This window comes from Williamsia sp. MIQD14 (genome assembly GCF_051025635.1).
GTDB lineage: Bacteria > Actinomycetota > Actinomycetes > Mycobacteriales > Mycobacteriaceae > Williamsia_A.
The window spans coordinates 485724-500192 of the sequence record NZ_JBPFDG010000004.1 but is presented as its reverse complement, the minus strand read 5'-3'; the positions used below and the strand labels follow the sequence as shown (position 1 = coordinate 500192).

The window sequence follows — 14469 nt, the reverse complement described above, 5'->3', positions numbered from 1 at the left end:
TGCGTCACATTCGAGATGCTAGCGTACTGAACATATGAACCGCCAGTGAGCATCTGCTCACCCTCGATGTGGAGGAGGTCGACGATGACCGCACCGCAGGCACCGCGCCGATCGCCCCCGTCGGGGAACGTCGGGAACGAGCCGGGCCACGACGTGCGTCTGCTGCTGCGCGCAGCGACGATGTACCACCTCGAGGGCGCCACCCAGGCCGAGATCGCCGCACGCCTGGGCGTCTCCCGACCGACGGCCGGACGCCTCGTGGCCCGGGCCCGCGCGCAGGGGCTGGTCACGGTGACCGTCGCGGCGCCCGCCGGTGTGGCGGCATCGATCCACCCCGAGACCGAACGCGCGGTCGAGAAGGCGTTCGGTCTCGACGAGGTGTTCATAATGGACGAACCCGCCGACGGCACGGCGTCGGGTGACGCCGCCCTCGGCCGGGCCGGGTCGTCGGTGTTGGCCCGCCGCATCAACCCCACCGACACTTTGGGTTTCACCTGGGGACCCGAGCAGGTGGCCGTCGCCGACGGCCTCGCGAATCGCACCGCATCGTGTCGGCGGGTGGTGCAGATGGACGGCTCGATGACGTCGGTCGAGTACCACACCGGCGTCGACCACGCGCTGTCGCGATTCGCCGAACAGCTGCGCGCACAACCGATGCGGCTCATCGCCCCGCTCTACGCCGATGTCGACACCGTCTCCGCCATGCAGCGCGACTCCATCCTGTCGCAGCCGCTGCGCGCGGCCGAGAACGCCGAGGTGATGCTGTTCGGCGTCGGTTCGGTCTCGACGTCGACCACCCTCTTCGAGGGAGCGTTCATCGACGCGACCGTGCTCGACGAGTTGACCGAACTCGGGGCTGTCGGCGAGATCGGGGGCCGCTTCTACGACGTCGACGGTGTCCCGGTCGCCTCCTCGCTGGTGGGACGCACGGTGTCGGTGCCACTGCCCTGCGTGCACGACTGTCCGACCACCATCCTCGTCTCCGGCGGAGCCCATCGCCAGGAATCGATCCTCGGAGCACTGCGCGGCGGGTTCGCGACCATCCTGGTCACCGATCTCGACACCGCCCGGTGGCTGCTCACAGAACAGAAAGGTCAACGGTGACTGATCGACTCACGACCGAAGGAGCGGGCCGCCGATGGCGTCCGCGCCGTCTGACGGCGGGCGTCGCCATGGCGGTGACGATCGGCCTCGCGGCCACCGGATGTGCGGGCGCCGGCTCGTTCACCGACGGCGGCGGCGAGTCGGTCACCATCGCCCTGGTTTCCAATTCGCAGATGACCGACGCCATCTCGCTGTCGGGCCAGTTCGAGAAGGAGAACCCCGGGGTCAAGCTCAAGTTCGTCACCCTGTCGGAGAACCAGGCCCGCGCGAAGATCACCGCCTCGGTGTCCACCGGCGGCGGCGAGTTCGACGTGGTGATGATCAGCAACTACGAGACCAAGCAGTGGGCGGAGAACGGGTGGTTGGTCAACCTCACGCCGTACATGAACTCCGTACCCGACTACGACGCGAACGACTTCATCCCCACCCTGAAGGACGCCCTGTCCTACCAGGGCGGGATGTACTCCGCACCGTTCTACGGCGAGTCGTCGTTCCTCATGTACAACAAGAAGATGTTCGCCCAGGCCGGCGTCAGCCTGCCCGCGAAACCGACCTGGCCGCAGGTCGCCGAGGTCGCCGCGAAACTCAACCGCGGCAACGTCTCCGGGATCTGCCTGCGCGGCAAGCCCGGCTGGGGCGAGGTCCTCGCCCCGCTCGACACCGTGATCAACGCCTTCGGCGGACGGTGGTACGACGAGAACTGGAACGCGCAGCTGACCAGCCCGCAGGTCACCGCGGCGGTGAAGTTCTATGTCGACACCGTGCGCAGGTACGGCGAGCCCGGCGCGGCGTCGTCTGGCTTCCAGGAATGCGGAAACCTGTTGTCGCAGGGGCAGACCGCCATGTGGTACGACGCGACGTCGGCGGTGTCGGTGCTGGAGAGCCCGGATACCTCGACCATCGCCGGTGACGTCGGGTACGCGCAGGCGCCGAGCATGGCCAAGGGTGACAACGGGTGGCTCTACACCTGGTCGCTGGGCATCCCGTCGTCGAGCAAGAAAAAGGACGACGCCTGGAAATTCATCAACTGGATGACCAACAAGCGCTACATCGCCTACGTCGCCGAGAAGCTCGGTGCCAGTCACGTCCCGCCCGGCAGCCGGCTCTCGACCTATGAGCTACCCGCCTACAAGGCGGTGTCGACGGCCTACGCCGAGCCGACGCTGTCGGCGATGAAGGCGGCCGACCAGCTCAAGCCGTCGTTGCAACCCGTTCCCTACACCGGGGTGCAGTTCCTCGCGATCCCGGAGTTCCAGGACCTCGGAACGCGGGTGAGCCAACAGATCTCGGCCGCCATCGCGGGGCAGATCAGCGTCGAAGACGCACTGAAGCAGTCGCAGACCTACGCCGAGACCGTCGGCAAGACTTACCAGAAGGAGAGGTGACCGTGGCCACCGCACTCGTCGAACCGGCACAGGCACCGCGCGACTCCGCGCCGTTGACCTCCGGTCGAGATCACATCAGCCGCGCCGAGGGGTGGCGACGACGGGGCCCGCTGCTACCGGCGCTCATCTTCATGGTGATCGTCACCCAGATCCCCTTCGTGGTGACGCTGTACTACTCCACACAGTCCTGGAACCTGGTCCGCCCGGGTTCCCGGGAGTTCAACTGGCTCAACAACTACGTCCAGGTGTTCCGCGACACCCAGTTCTGGACGGTCACCCTGAACACCGTGCTGCTGATCGTCGGGACGGTGATCATCTCGGTCGTGTTCGGGCTGATCTTCGCGCTGCTGCTCGACCGCAAGTTCGTCGGCCGCAGCATCGTCCGCACCCTGTTGATCACCCCGTTCCTGGTGACCCCGGTGGCGTCGGCACTGCTGTTCAAGACCAGCCTGCTCTCCCCCACCAGCGGTCTGCTGAACTACGCGCTCAGTCCGTTCGGTGTGAAGACCGACTGGCTCAGCGAGTATCCCCTCGCGAGTGTGATGGGCGAACTCGTCTGGCAGTGGACGCCGTTCATGATGCTGCTGATCCTCGCCGGTCTGCAGTCGATGCCCAAGGACATCTCCGAGGCCGCGAAGGTCGACGGCGCCACCAGCTTCCGACTGTTCCGTGAACTCACGCTGCCCCACCTGCGTCGGTTCATCGAACTCGGGACCGTGCTCGGCGCGATCTACCTGGTGAACACCTTCGACGCGGTGTACATGATGACCTCCGGCGGTCCCGGGGTCGCGAGCTCGAACCTGCCGTTCTACATCTATCAGCGCGCGTTCCTCGGCTTCGACATCGGCCAGGCCGCCGCCATGGGCGTCGTGACCGTCATCGGCACGATGGTCGTCGCGACGTTGGCGCTCCGTCTGATCTTCAAGTCCTTCAGCGCAACCGAGGAGTCGGTCTGATGGCCACCAGCACCCCCACCCGTCCCGCCACCGCCGACACGACGTCGACCCCGGTGATCCGCCGTCGGCGGCGACCCCAGGCCGGTCTGCTGACCGCCTTCACCTGGATCCTCGCCATCGGGTTCTTCTTCCCGGTGCTCTGGATGGTGCTCACCGCGTTCAAGAAGGAGGCCGATGCGAACACCAACCCGCCGACGTTCTTCTTCACCCCGACCCTCGAGCAGTTCCGCAACGTCTTCGACGCCGGTATCGGTACCCCTCTGCTGAACTCGGTGTTCGCGACCGTCGCCTCGACGATCCTGGTCCTGCTCCTCGGCGTGCCGGCGGCCTTCGCGTTGTCGCTGCGCCCGGTGCGCAAGACCTCCGACGCACTGTTCTTCTTCCTCTCGACGAAGATGCTGCCGATCGTCGCGGCGATCATCCCGCTCTACGTCATCGTCGGGAAGATCGGGATGCTCGACAACGTGTGGACCCTCGTCGTCCTCTACACAGCGATGAACCTGCCCATCGCGGTGTGGATGATGCGGTCGTTCTTCATGGAGGTCCCGAAGGAACTCCTGGAGGCGGCGAGCATCGACGGTGCGAGCCTGTGGACCTCGGTCCGTGAGGTCATCCTGCCGCTGATCTCCCCCGGGATCGCCGCCACCGCCCTGATCTGCGTCATCTTCTCGTGGAACGAGTTCTTCTTCGCCGTCAACATGACCGCGGTGAACGCCCAGACCATGCCGGTGTTCCTGACCGGGTTCATGTCGGGCCAGGGACTCTTCTGGGCGCAGTTGTCGGCCGCATCGGTGCTCGCGGCACTGCCCGTGGTCATCTGCGGCTGGATCGCCCAGAACAAACTCGTCCGCGGCCTGTCCTTCGGTGCCATCAAGTGACCGTCACCACCACCTGATCCCTCCCCTCACACCTTCCTCCCAACCCAGGAGATCACCATGGCTTCCATCACCTACGACAAGGCGTGCTGCGTCTACCCCGGCGCCGACAAGCTCGCCGTCGACTCCCTCGACCTCGACATCGCCGACGGCGAGTTCGTGGTCCTCGTCGGGCCGTCCGGCTCGGGCAAGTCCACCGCGCTACGCATGCTCGCCGGCCTCGAAGAGATCGACAGCGGCGCGATCACCATCGGCGGCGCCAACATGGTCGGCGTCGCACCGAAGGATCGCGACATCGCGATGGTGTTCCAGAACTACGCGCTGTACCCGAACAAGACCGTCGGCGAGAACATGGGTTTCGCCCTCAAGATGCGCGGGATCGGCGTCGAGGAGCGCAAGCAGAAGGTCGCCGAGGCCGCGAAGCTGCTCGACCTCACCGACTTCCTCGACCGCAAGCCGGGCAAGCTCTCCGGCGGCCAGCGCCAGCGCGTCGCCATGGGGCGCGCCATCGTCCGTGATCCGCAGGTGTTCTGCATGGACGAGCCGTTGAGCAACCTCGACGCCAAGCTGCGCGTGCAGACCCGCACCCAGATCGCCGCGCTGCAGCGTCGTCTGGGCACCACCACGGTGTACGTCACCCACGATCAGGTGGAGGCGATGACGATGGGTGACCGCGTCGCGGTGCTCCGCGACGGGAAGCTGCAACAGTTCAGCTCGCCGACCGAGCTGTACGACCGTCCCGTCAACGCCTTCGTGGCCGGATTCATCGGCTCGCCCGCGATGAACCTGTTCACCGCGCCGCTCACCGACGACGGTGTCTCGATCGGCGGCGCCACCGTCGCCGTCCCCCGCACCGCGCTGGCCGAGATCGGTCGTCTCGGACTCGACTCGGCCATCGTCGGCGTGCGCCCGGAGGCGTTCACCCTCGGCGACTCCGGCGACGGCGTCCCCGCCACGGTGAGCCTGCTGGAGGAGCTGGGCAGCGAGACCTACGTCTACGCGACCGTCGACGATCCCGCCGTCCGCACGATCGACGGTGGAGAGGTCACCCTCGTCTCGCGGACGTCGGTGCGGGGCCCGGCCAAGATCGGTGAGCAGATCCGACTGCGGCAGACCGAACCGACCGTGCACCTGTTCCACCCGACGACCGGCGAGCGCCTGGGCGACTGAACCGCACCCCCGACCTCCGGGGCGGCTACGGTGCAGACGTGGCACAGCAGCAGACGTACGAGGTGTGGGCACCGGACGCGACCAGTGTGTCGGTGGTGATCGACGACGGTCATCCCGTGGTCATGCAGCGCGACGGCCACTGGTGGCGGACCACCACCGCGACAACGGGTCCCGGTCGGTACGGGTTCGTGGTCGACGGTGGATCCGACTCCGACGGAACCGTCCTGCCCGACCCGCGCTCACCACGTCAGCCGGACGGGGTGCACTCGACCTCGGCACCGTTCACCGTCGACGACGCGCAGTGGACCGATCAGGACTGGGCCGGGCGCGCCATCGCCGGCGCCGTGATCTACGAGCTCCACATCGGGACGTTCACCCCCGACGGCACCTTCGACTCCGCGATCGGACGACTCGACCACCTCGTCGATCTCGGCGTCGGGTTCGTCGAGGTGATGCCCGTCAACGGGTTCAACGGCACGCACAACTGGGGTTACGACGGCGTCGCGTGGTACGCCGTCCACGAGATCTACGGCGGGCCCGCGGGATTCGCACGGTTCGTGGACGCCTGCCACACCCGTGGTCTCGGGGTGGTGCTCGATGTCGTCTACAACCACCTCGGGCCATCGGGCAACTACCTCCCCCGCTTCGGGCCGTACCTCACCGACGGCGCCAACACCTGGGGCCAGTCACTCAACCTCGACCAGGCGCTCTCGGATCCGGTACGGGAGTACATCCTCGACAACGCCCTGCGCTGGCTGCGCGAATTCCACGTCGACGCACTGCGATTGGACGCGGTGCACGCCCTCGTCGACCACACCGCCATCCACCTGCTCGAGGAACTCGCGGTCCGGACCGATGCCCTCGCAACCGAGCTCGGCCGCCCGCTGTCGCTGATCGCCGAGAGCGACCTCAACGACCCCCGGCTGATCACCGACCGCGGCCTCGGCGGCTACGGCCTGGCCGCCCAGTGGGTCGACGACGTGCACCACGCGATCCACACGACGGTCTCGGGCGAACGGCAGGGCTACTACGGCGATTTCGGCAGCTACGAATGCCTGGCCACCGTTCTCACCCGGGGTTTCTTCCACGCGGCGACCTACTCCTCGTTCCGCAAGCGCCGCCACGGTCGACCCATCGACCCGGCGGTGGTGCCGTCGACGTCGCTCGTGGTCTACACCTGCAATCACGACCAGATCGGCAACCGCGCCATCGGTGACCGTCCGACCGCCTACCTGACGCCGGGACAGCTCGCCATCAAGGCGGCGCTGGTGCTGACGTCGGCCTTCACGCCGATGCTCTTCATGGGCGAGGAATGGGGCGCGAGCACCCCCTTCCAGTTCTTCACCTCCCATCCCGAGCCCGAACTCGGCGAGGCCACGGCGACCGGACGCATCAAGGAATTCGCCGATCACGGATGGGACGCCGCAGAGATACCCGATCCACAGGACCCGGCCACCTTCACCCGGTCGAAGCTCAACTGGTCCGAGCTCGGAGAGCCCGCGCACCGCCGCATACTCGATTTCTACCGGTCCCTCATCGCGCTCCGGGCCGGCTCGCCGGACATCGCGGCGAACTCGCTGACCTCGGTGGAGGTCGACTTCGACGCCGACGCCGGCTGGTTCGCGATGCACCGGGGCGCGTGGTCGACGGTGGTCGTGCTGTCCGCCGACGACACGGCCGTCCCCATCACCGTCGAGCCTGTGCTGGTCTGGGACCCCGTCACCACCACCGACACCGGGTTCACCTCGACAGGGCACAACGTCGTCATAGGCCGACGGGTCGGCCTATGACGACGGGTCGACGATCCGGTCGGGCGAAATAGCCACATGACCGCGGGCGTTGAACCCCACATGACCGTTCCCTACTCCGTCCTGGACATCGCACCCGTCGTCGAGGGCACCACCGTCGGACAGGCCCTGCGCAACGCCGTCGATCTCGCCGTCGCCGTCGAGGGGTGGGGGTACCGACGGTTCTGGCTCGCCGAGCACCACAACATGCCCGGCATCGCCAGCTCGAGTCCCGCCATCGTGATCGGACAGGTCGCGCGGGCGACCCACACGCTGCGGGTGGGATCGGGCGGGATCATGCTGCCCAACCACGCACCGCTGGTGATCGCCGAACAGTTCGGCACCCTCGACGCCCTGTTCCCCGGTCGCATCGACCTCGGCATCGGTCGCGCGCCGGGCACCGACCAGGTCACCGCACACGCGCTGCGCCGAGCCCCCGGGGCGCTCTCCGCCGACGACTTCCCGCAGGAGCTCGCCCAGCTGCGCGCGTTCCTCGCCGGCGCGTTCCCGGAGGAGCATCCCTACTCGGCGATCACCGCCGTACCCGGCGAGGGCGCGTCGCCGGACATGTGGTTGCTCGGATCGTCCACCTACAGCGCACAACTCGCGGCCCTGCTGGGACTGCCGTTCGCGTTCGCCCGCCACTTCGCGCCGCGTGAGACCTTCGCCGCCTTGGCGACCTACCGCGACAACTTCCGGCCGAGCGCCGTCCTCGACGCCCCGTACGCGATGGTCACCGCCACCGTCGTCGCCGCGTCCGACGACGAGACGGCCCGCTACCACGCCGGCCCGCAGCGGCTGGCGATGGCGCGTCTGCGCAGCGGCACCGCCGGGCGTTACCCGACCGCCGAGCAGGCCGCGGCGACACCGTTGACGCCGATGCAGGAATCCGCGGTGGCCGAGACCAGTTCGGCCTGGATCGTCGGCGGCCGCGACCGTGTGGCCGACGAGTTGCGTGGTCTCGTCGACTCGACCGGCGCCGACGAGATCATGATCAGTTCGACCCTGGCCGACTTCGACGCCCGTCTCGAGTCGCACCGCATCGTCGCCGACATCCTCGGCGCGGCCGTGCCGGCCGCCTGACCGCGGACCGTTGGGCTCAGGTCAGGTAGCGGTAGGCCGGGGAGCCGGGTACCAGGCGCTCGGCGGTGAGCCGTGACGCCTTCATGCGGTCGAGAAGCGACGACAGTCCGTCGGCGGAGCTCAACTGCACACCGACCAGCGCGGCGCCGGTCTCGCGGTTGTTGCGCTTGACGTACTCGAACAGGGTGATGTCGTCGTCGGGACCGAGGACCTCGTCGAGGAAGCCCCGCAACGCGCCGGGCTCCTGCGGGAAGTCGACGAGGAAGTAGTGCTTGAGGCCCCGGTGCACGAGCGAACGTTCGATGATCTCGCCGTAGCGGGAGACGTCGTTGTTGCCGCCGGAGAGCAGAGACACCACCGTGCTCCCGGGTGCGAGACGCAGCCCGTCGAGACCCGCGACCGCCAGTGCGCCGGCGGGCTCGGCGATGATGCCGTCGTCCTGGTACAGCTCCAACATCACCGAGCACAACGCGCCCTCGTCGACATGGACGATGTGCGCGCTACCGGGACTCAGGATGCGTGCCGACGGCGAGGTCGTCAGTGCCGTGGGCAGATCGGGATGATCACCGACCGTCGGGGACAACGGCGAGAGCACGCGGTGCGCGAGATCGCCGACACGCTTGACCGCCGCGCCGTCCACGAAGGGGTCGATCACGTCGAGCGTCACCGGACCGCCGTGCACCAGCGCCGCGGCCAGTGACGCCGCCCCGGTCGGCTCGACACCGACGAGCACGACGTCGGGGTCGAGCGCACGGAGGTAGGTCGCCATCCCCGCCAGACAACCGCCACCCCCGACGGGCGCGAGCACCACGTCGGGCACACGGCCGAGTTGCTCGACGATCTCGAGCGCGATGGTGCCCTGGCCGGCGGCGGTGCGGACGTCGTCGAACGCGTGGATCCAGGTGGCGCCCGAGGTCATGACGTCGGCCTGCGCCGCGGCGGCGGCCGCGTCGTAGGTGTCGCCGACGGGGATCAGCTCGATGAATTCGCCACCGTGCCACAGGATTCGGTCACGCTTCTGCTTCGGTGTGGTCGTGGGGACGTAGATCCGCCCCCGCACACCCATGGCCTTGCAGGCGTAGGCGACACCCTGCGCATGATTGCCCGCGCTCGCCGCCACGACACCGGCCGCCAGTTCCTCGGCGGTCAGCAGTCCCATCGTGTTGTGGGCGCCGCGGATCTTGTACGACCGCACCGACTGCAGGTCCTCACGCTTGAGGAACACCTGCGCGCCGGTCGCCGCCGACAGACGCGCATTGCGCTGCAGCGGCGTGCGGTCGACCACGGCCTTGGCGCGCTCGGCGGCATCGCGGATCGCGTCGACGTCCAGGGTCGGCGCGGAAGGCGCGGTGCTGGACGGGCCGGGGACGTGCGGCGAACTGCTCACGCCTGCCATCGTCTCACCATCGCCGCCGATCACGGCGGTCAGCTCTCGGGCGTGGCCTCGAGAACGAAGACCGGGATCTCGCGGTCGGTCTTCTCCTGGTAGTCCGCGTAGGGCGGGTAGGCCTCGACCGCGCGATCCCACCAGATCTGCTTCTCTCCGCCGAAGACCTCGCGGGCGACCATGTCGAACACCTTCTCGCCGTCGCGGAGCTCGACGTTCGGGTTGGCGGCGATGTTGAAGTACCAGACCGGATGCTTCGGGGCGCCGCCGAGCGAGGCCACCACCGCGTAGGCGCCGTCGTGCTCGACACGCATGAGGGGCGTCTTGCGCAGCTTCCCGGACTTGTTGCCGACGGTGGTCAGCAGGACGACGGGCATGCCCTGCATGTCCGTGCCCTCGGTGCCGTTCGACTTCTCGATCTTCTCGGCCTGCTCACGAGCCCAATCGCTGGTGCTCGGTGCGTAGTCACCTTCGAGCGGCATGGCATCTCCTCTTCAGTCGGGTCGGGTCGGCGTACGGCCGAGCACCTCTGACTCTAGCGAAAGACCGATGGCGGCGAGGGCGTCCGCACGACCGGCCATGAGCTGCGGCGACACGCCGTCGCGCGCATGTTTTCGGGTAGCCGAAAACTTTTGCTCGTTCCGGCGGTAGACTGGTGTTCGCACACCCCGACACCATGCGTCGCGTTCGCATCCAGGAGGTTCTCGGCCATGACGACGATCAGCGTGAACACCGCACCCGATCGATCCGAGCGTGCCGTGGTGCCCACCGTCTCGATCGCCGGCGTCGCGTGGCCTCTCCACAAGCTCGCCGCGGTGCTCGTGGCCGTTGTCGTCGCGGTCGTCGTCGGAGTGGTCTCGGGGTCCGGCGAGGTCACGGCGTGGGCCGTCACGGTCGCCGCCACCGCGGTCTGGTGGACCGGGCGGCTCGGTACGGCCCGCCGCGCGATCAGCCGGTGAGGCAGGTCGGCCCGAGGAGCGCCTTCAGGTCGCCCATCAGCGCCGAGCTCGGCGTGACCCGCAGGTTGTCGTCGAGACGCAGGGTGGTCGCCGACTCGCCGCTGATCAGCCGCACGTGGACGTCCGAGGTGCCCGGATGACGGATCAGCACCTGCTTGAGCGCACTCACCCGATCCTGCGTGCACAGTCGCGTCGACATCGTCAGTGCCAGCGGCCGCGCCTCCCCCACGTGTGACAGATCCGGCACCGCGAGATCGTTGGCGCTGATCATCATGTTGTCGTCGTCGCGGATGTTGACCCGCGCCTTGATGAGCACGACCGCGTCGGCCACGATGTCCATCCCGTAGGCCTGGAACGCGCGGGGGAAGAAGTACACCTCCACACCACCGACGAGATCCTCGAGGGTGACCACCGCGTACGGCTCGCCCTTCTTGTTCACCCGTCGCGTCACCGCGGAGATGATGCCGCCGATGACGATCTGGGCGCCGTCGGAGACGTTCTTCTCGAGCAGGCTGGTCAGCGAGGTGTCGGTCTGGGCCGAGATGACGTGCTCGATGCCACCGAGCGGATGCCCGGACACGTAGAGCCCCAACATCTCCCGTTCGAGCGCCAGCTTGTGCTTGGTGTCCCATTCCTCGTCGGGCACCCGCACCGCGAAGACGTCGTCGATGACCGCACCGGCGTCGTCGGCACCGCCGGCGTCACCGAACAGGTCGAACTGGCCGACGGCCTCGGCCTTCTTCGTGCCCAACACCGCGTCGACGGCGTCGACGTGCACCAGGAACAGACCCTTGCGGGGATGTCCCAGCGAGTCGAAAGCGCCTGCCTTGATGAGAGATTCGGTGACCTTCTTGCTGCAGGCGGTGACGTCGATCTTGCCGAGGTAGTCCGAGAAGCTGTGGAACTTCCCCTTCTCCTCACGCGCGGCGAGGATCGCGGTGACGACGTTGGTCCCCACGTTGCGCACCGCGACCAGGCCGAAACGGATGTCCTCGCCGACGGCGGCGAAGTACCGCTGCGACTCGTTGACGTCGGGCGGCAGGACGGTGATGCCGAGCTTGCGGCAGTCGGCCAGGTAGATCGCGGCCTTGTCCTTGTCGTCGCCGACCGATGTGAGCAGTCCCGCCATGAACTCGGCCGGGTAATTCGCCTTGAGGTACGCCGTCCAGTACGACACCAGCCCGTAGGCCGCCGCGTGGGACTTGTTGAACGCGTAGCCGGCGAACGGGAGGATCGTGTCCCACAGCGCCTTGATGGCCGCCTTGGAGAAGCCGTTGGCGACCATGCCCGCCTCGAAGCCCTCGAACTCCTGGGCCAGCACCGACGCCTTCTTCTTGCCCATCGCGCGACGCAGGATGTCGGCTCGACCCAGCGAATATCCGGCCACCTTCTGAGCGATCTGCATGATCTGCTCCTGGTAGACGATGAGGCCGTAGGTGTCGCCGAGTATGTCCTTGAGGGGTTCGGCCAGCTCGGGGTGGATCGGCTTGACGTCCTGACGACCGTTCTTGCGGTCGGCGTAGTCGTTGTGGGCGTTCATGCCCATCGGGCCGGGCCGGTAGAGCGCACCGACGGCGACGATGTCCTCGAAGGTGGTGGGCTGCATACGTTTGAGCAGTTCGCGCATCGGCCCACCGTCGAGCTGGAACACGCCGAGGGTCTGTCCGCGGGCCATCAACTCGTAGGTGGTGGTGTCGTCGAGCGGCAGCGTGTCCATGTCGATCTCGATGCCGCGGTTGGTGGTGATGTTCTCGAGCGCGTCGTTGATGACCGTCAGGTTGCGCAGCCCGAGGAAGTCCATCTTGAGCAGCCCGATGGCCTCACACGACGGGTAGTCCCAGCCGGTGATGATGGCGCCGTCCTGGGCGCGTTTCCACACCGGGATCGCCTCGGTGAGCGGCTCTGAGGACATGATCACCGCGCAGGCGTGCACGCCGGCGTTGCGGATCAGTCCCTCGAGACCCAGTGCGGTGTCGTAGATCTTCTTGACATCGGGGTCGGTCTCGATGAGCGCACGGACCTCGGAGGCCTCACCGTAGCGATCGTGGTCGGGGTCGGTGATTCCCGCGACCGAGATGTCCTTCGCCATGATGGGCGGCGGCAGCGCCTTGGTGATCCGGTCGGCGATGGCGTAGCCGGGCTGACCGAACTGCACGCGCGCAGAGTCCTTGATCGCGGCCTTGGTCTTGATGGTGCCGAAGGTGATGACCTGGGCGACCTTGTCGCTGCCCCAGCGTTCGGTGGCGTAGCGGACCATGTCGCCGCGACGCCGGTCGTCGAAGTCGATGTCGATGTCGGGCATCGACACACGCTCGGGGTTGAGGAACCGCTCGAAGAGCAGACCGTGCGGGATGGGGTCGATGTTGGTGATGCCCAGGGCCCACGCGACGAGCGATCCGGCGGCGCTGCCGCGGCCGGGGCCGACGCGGATCCCGACCTCGTGGGCGTGGCGGATGAGGTCGCCGACGACGAGGAAGTAGGCGGGGAACCCCATCTGGATGATGACGTCGAGTTCGTAGTTCGCGCGGTCGGTGTAGTCCGCCGGCACGGGGGCGTCGGGGAAGCGCCGCGCCAGGCCCGCGGTGACCTCCTTGCGCAGGAACGTCTCCTGGGTGTCGCCCTCGGGCACCGGGAAGATCGGCATCCGGTCGCGCGGGGTGAACACCTCGGCGTAGCTCTGTACCCGCTCACCGATCTCGACGGTGTTGTCGCAGGCGCCGGGCACCACGTCGTCCCACTGCTCGCGCATCTCCGCGGCCGACTTCAGGTAGTAGCCGTCGCCGTCGAACTTGAAGCGTGTGGGATCGGACAGCGTCTTGCCGGTCTGGATGCACAGCAGCGCCTCGTGGGTCACCGCATGACCCTTGGTCACGTAGTGGCAGTCGTTGGTGACGATCGGCTTGATGCCGAGCTGCCTGCCGATCTCGAGCAGGCCGTCGCGGACCCGGCGTTCGATCTCGAGGCCGTGCTCCATCAGCTCGAGGTAGAAGTTGTCCTTGCCGAAGATGTCCTGCCACTTCGCCGCCGCCTCGAGGGCCTCTCGCTGGTGACCGAGCCGCAGCCGGGTCTGGACCTCACCCGACGGGCAGCCGGTGGTGGCGATGATCCCCTCGGCGTGCGCGGCGATGAGGTCGGCGTCCATGCGGGCCCACTTGCCGAGCTGCCCCTCGATCGACGCGAGCGAGCTGAGGGTGAACAGGTTGCGCAGGCCGGTCGCGTTCTCGGCGACCATCGTCATGTGGGTGTAGGCGCCGCTGCCCGAGACGTCGTCGCTCTTCTGGTCGCGGTCGCCCCAGAGGACTCGCTTGGTGTCGAAGCGTGAGGCGGGAGCGATGTAGGCCTCGATGCCGATGATCGGCGTGATGTCGTGATCCTTGGCGACGTTGTAGAACTCGCTCGCGCCGAACATGTTCCCGTGGTCGGTCATGCCGATGGCGGTCATCCCGAGCCGCTTGGCCTCGGCGAACATCGGCGCGACCTTCGCGGCCCCGTCGAGCATGGAGTACTCGGTGTGGTTGTGCAGATGGACGAACGACTCCGACACTTCAAACGACCTCTCGACGAACGCTGCTCCGAACATTGCGGGAGCACGGGCGCGACCACCGGCTCATCGAGTTCCGACGCCGCCCGACGTGGTGCCTGATCGAGTTTAGGTGGGGGCACCCACACGACCTCCGACGCCACACGGGCGCGTCGGCGCGATCATCGACACGCCGCCGACACGCCGTTACCGATGGGACCGGTGGTGCAGATGTGACCCGCC

General features: G+C 67.7%; 11 protein-coding genes. 8 read left to right on the top strand and 3 right to left on the bottom strand.

Annotated elements, in window-relative coordinates; translation table 11 throughout:
- The first annotated feature begins 84 nt into the window (after positions 1-84).
- From ACQ7HM_RS16940 to ACQ7HM_RS16910, 7 genes are all read left to right on the top strand, one after another.
- Complete coding sequence (locus tag ACQ7HM_RS16940) at positions 85-1104, top strand: sugar-binding transcriptional regulator (protein ID WP_434217387.1); 1020 nt, start codon at positions 85-87, stop codon at positions 1102-1104.
- A 68-nt stretch (positions 1105-1172) separates the two neighbouring features.
- The gene (locus ACQ7HM_RS16935) at positions 1173-2489 is read left to right on the top strand and encodes an ABC transporter substrate-binding protein (RefSeq protein WP_434217509.1); all 1317 of its coding nucleotides are present in this window, start codon (positions 1173-1175) and stop codon (positions 2487-2489) included.
- 2 nt (positions 2490-2491) lie between these two features.
- Positions 2492-3445 (top strand): carbohydrate ABC transporter permease, encoded by a 954-nt coding sequence (locus ACQ7HM_RS16930; protein WP_434217386.1) that lies wholly within the window; start codon positions 2492-2494, stop codon positions 3443-3445.
- Entirely contained in the window at positions 3445-4323 is an 879-nt protein-coding gene (locus ACQ7HM_RS16925) for a carbohydrate ABC transporter permease (RefSeq protein ID WP_434217385.1), read from the top strand. The genes ACQ7HM_RS16930 and ACQ7HM_RS16925 overlap by 1 nt, the downstream gene beginning before the upstream one ends.
- 57 nt (positions 4324-4380) lie before the next feature.
- Entirely contained in the window at positions 4381-5490 is a 1110-nt protein-coding gene (locus tag ACQ7HM_RS16920; RefSeq protein ID WP_434217384.1) for an ABC transporter ATP-binding protein, read from the top strand.
- Positions 5491-5528: 38 nt separating this feature from the next.
- Positions 5529-7280 carry a malto-oligosyltrehalose trehalohydrolase gene (gene treZ / locus ACQ7HM_RS16915; protein ID WP_434217383.1) on the top strand — a complete coding sequence of 584 codons (1752 nt, stop codon included), beginning with the start codon at positions 5529-5531 and terminating at the stop codon, positions 7278-7280.
- A 36-nt stretch (positions 7281-7316) separates the two neighbouring features.
- A complete protein-coding gene (locus ACQ7HM_RS16910) occupies positions 7317-8360 on the top strand; it encodes an LLM class flavin-dependent oxidoreductase (protein WP_434217382.1) in 1044 nt (347 codons plus the stop codon).
- Positions 8361-8376: 16 nt separating this feature from the next.
- Here the strand turns inward: ACQ7HM_RS16910 and ilvA are convergent, their stop codons facing one another.
- Both ilvA and ACQ7HM_RS16900 read right to left on the bottom strand, forming a co-directional pair.
- Positions 8377-9756 (bottom strand): threonine ammonia-lyase IlvA, encoded by a 1380-nt coding sequence (gene ilvA / locus ACQ7HM_RS16905; RefSeq protein ID WP_434217381.1) that lies wholly within the window; start codon positions 9754-9756, stop codon positions 8377-8379.
- A 29-nt stretch (positions 9757-9785) separates the two neighbouring features.
- Positions 9786-10229 (bottom strand): nitroreductase family deazaflavin-dependent oxidoreductase, encoded by a 444-nt coding sequence (locus tag ACQ7HM_RS16900; RefSeq protein WP_434217380.1) that lies wholly within the window; start codon positions 10227-10229, stop codon positions 9786-9788.
- A gap of 228 nt (positions 10230-10457) precedes the next feature.
- Between ACQ7HM_RS16900 and ACQ7HM_RS16895 the strand changes: the two genes are divergently transcribed.
- Positions 10458-10706 carry a hypothetical protein gene (locus ACQ7HM_RS16895; RefSeq protein ID WP_434217379.1) on the top strand — a complete coding sequence of 83 codons (249 nt, stop codon included), beginning with the start codon at positions 10458-10460 and terminating at the stop codon, positions 10704-10706.
- Here ACQ7HM_RS16895 and dnaE read toward each other — a convergent pair.
- Entirely contained in the window at positions 10696-14250 is a 3555-nt protein-coding gene (gene dnaE, locus ACQ7HM_RS16890; RefSeq protein WP_434217378.1) for a DNA polymerase III subunit alpha, read from the bottom strand. The two genes, ACQ7HM_RS16895 and dnaE, sit on opposite strands and share 11 nt — an antisense overlap.
- Positions 14251-14469 lie beyond the last annotated feature (219 nt).

Coding starts and splice junctions, on each gene's coding strand:
- ACQ7HM_RS16900 (WP_434217380.1), bottom strand. CDS start 10,229: ATGCCGCTCGAAGGTGACTACGCACCGAGCACCAGCGATTGGGCTCGT.
- ilvA (WP_434217381.1), bottom strand. CDS start 9,756: ATGGCAGGCGTGAGCAGTTCGCCGCACGTCCCCGGCCCGTCCAGCACC.
- ACQ7HM_RS16935 (WP_434217509.1), top strand. CDS start 1,173: ATGGCGGTGACGATCGGCCTCGCGGCCACCGGATGTGCGGGCGCCGGC.
- ACQ7HM_RS16895 (WP_434217379.1), top strand. CDS start 10,458: ATGACGACGATCAGCGTGAACACCGCACCCGATCGATCCGAGCGTGCC.
- ACQ7HM_RS16940 (WP_434217387.1), top strand. CDS start 85: ATGACCGCACCGCAGGCACCGCGCCGATCGCCCCCGTCGGGGAACGTC.
- ACQ7HM_RS16925 (WP_434217385.1), top strand. CDS start 3,445: ATGGCCACCAGCACCCCCACCCGTCCCGCCACCGCCGACACGACGTCG.
- ACQ7HM_RS16910 (WP_434217382.1), top strand. CDS start 7,317: ATGACCGCGGGCGTTGAACCCCACATGACCGTTCCCTACTCCGTCCTG.
- ACQ7HM_RS16920 (WP_434217384.1), top strand. CDS start 4,381: ATGGCTTCCATCACCTACGACAAGGCGTGCTGCGTCTACCCCGGCGCC.